The organism is Amycolatopsis eburnea (assembly GCF_003937945.1).
Taxonomy (GTDB): domain Bacteria; phylum Actinomycetota; class Actinomycetes; order Mycobacteriales; family Pseudonocardiaceae; genus Amycolatopsis; species Amycolatopsis eburnea.
On record NZ_RSEC01000012.1, the window covers coordinates 1 to 1,414 of the forward strand.

A 1,414-nucleotide genomic window follows, 5' to 3' on the forward strand; every position below is an offset into this window, starting at 1 on the left:
GGGCTCTTTGTACCGATGTGTGGGTGGTTGAGCGTGGCGTGGGGGCGCACGCCGTTGTCCGGCTTAGTTTCTGGCTTGTCGAGAGTCAGGAACGAAGTGATCGGAGAACGGCGTGCGCAAAGCCAGTCTATGGCAGCGGGTGTTCGACCTGGAACGAGCCGTGGTCGAAGATGTCGAGTTCGATCCCGGACAGGTCGTGGTGGTGCATGCCCGGCCGGTCGCGCGGGCCCGACGCCGGTGCGGATGCTGTGGTGCACGCTGCCCGCGGTTCGACCGGGGCAGCGGACGGCGGCGGTGGCGGGCGCTGGATCTGGGCACCGTGCAGGCGTTCATCGAAGCCGACGCACCGCGAGTGCGATGCCCGCGGCACGGGGTGATCGTCGCGGCGGTGCCCTGGGCCCGCCACGGCGCGGGGCATACCCGCGCCTTCGACGACACGGTGGCGTGGCTGGCCTGCCACACCTCCAAGTCGGCAGTGCGAGCGTTGATGAGGATCGCCTGGCCCACAGTCGGGGCGATCATCACCCGGGTGTCCGCCGACATCGACGCCCGGACCGACCGGCTCGACGGGCTGCGCAGAATCGGGATCGACGAGATCTCCTACCGGCGCGGCCAGCTGTTTTTGACCGCGGTAGTCGACCACGACACCCGCCGGCTGGTCTGGCTCGGTGAAGGCCGCACCAAAGCGACCTTGCATGCTTTCTTCGACCAGCTCGGCGGCGAGCGCTCCGCACGGATCACCGAGGTCACCGCCGACGCCGCGCGCTACATCGCCGCCGTGGTCGCCGACCGGGCGCCGCAGGCGGTGCGGTGCGCGGACCCGTTCCATGTCGTGCAGTGGGCCACCCACGAGCTGGATCTGGTGCGGCGACGGATCTGGAACCAGGCCCGCAACGCCCCCGGCGGGCGTGGGCGCCCACGCGAGGGACGGTCGCAGGAATCGGCCGGGGACGCCCGCACACTGCAACGATCCCGTTACACGCTCTGGAAAAACCCTGAAGATCTCACCGGCCGGCAACAAGCCAAGCTGGACTGGATCGCCACCGCGGCACCCGAACTGCACCGGGCCTACCTGCTCAAAGAAGGCCTCCGGTCAGTCTTCGCAGTCGGCGGCACCGAAGGCATCGAAGGCCTGAACCGTTGGCTGTCCTGGGCGCAACGCTGCCGGATCGAGGAATTCGTCCGGCTGGGCCGCAAGGTCCGCCGCCAGCTCGACCCGATCCACGCCAGCCTCCGTCTTGGCCTGTCCAACGCGCTGCTGGAAGCCACCAACACCAAAATCCGGCTCCTCACCCGCATCGCCTACGGATTCCGCACACCCCGTTCCCTGATGGCGCTGGCCATGCTCGCCCTCGGCGGTCACCGACCCGACCTCCCAGGCCGGTGACCACCCACAGATCAATACGAAGAGCCC

General features: G+C 68.9%; 1 protein-coding gene. It reads left to right on the top strand.

The genetic code is table 11. The annotated features are described in order from the left end of the window. Window positions 1-112 precede the first annotated feature (112 nt). A complete protein-coding gene (locus tag EIY87_RS03270; protein WP_125306149.1) occupies window positions 113-1,387 on the top strand; it encodes an ISL3 family transposase in 1,275 nt (424 codons plus the stop codon). Window positions 1,388-1,414 lie beyond the last annotated feature (27 nt).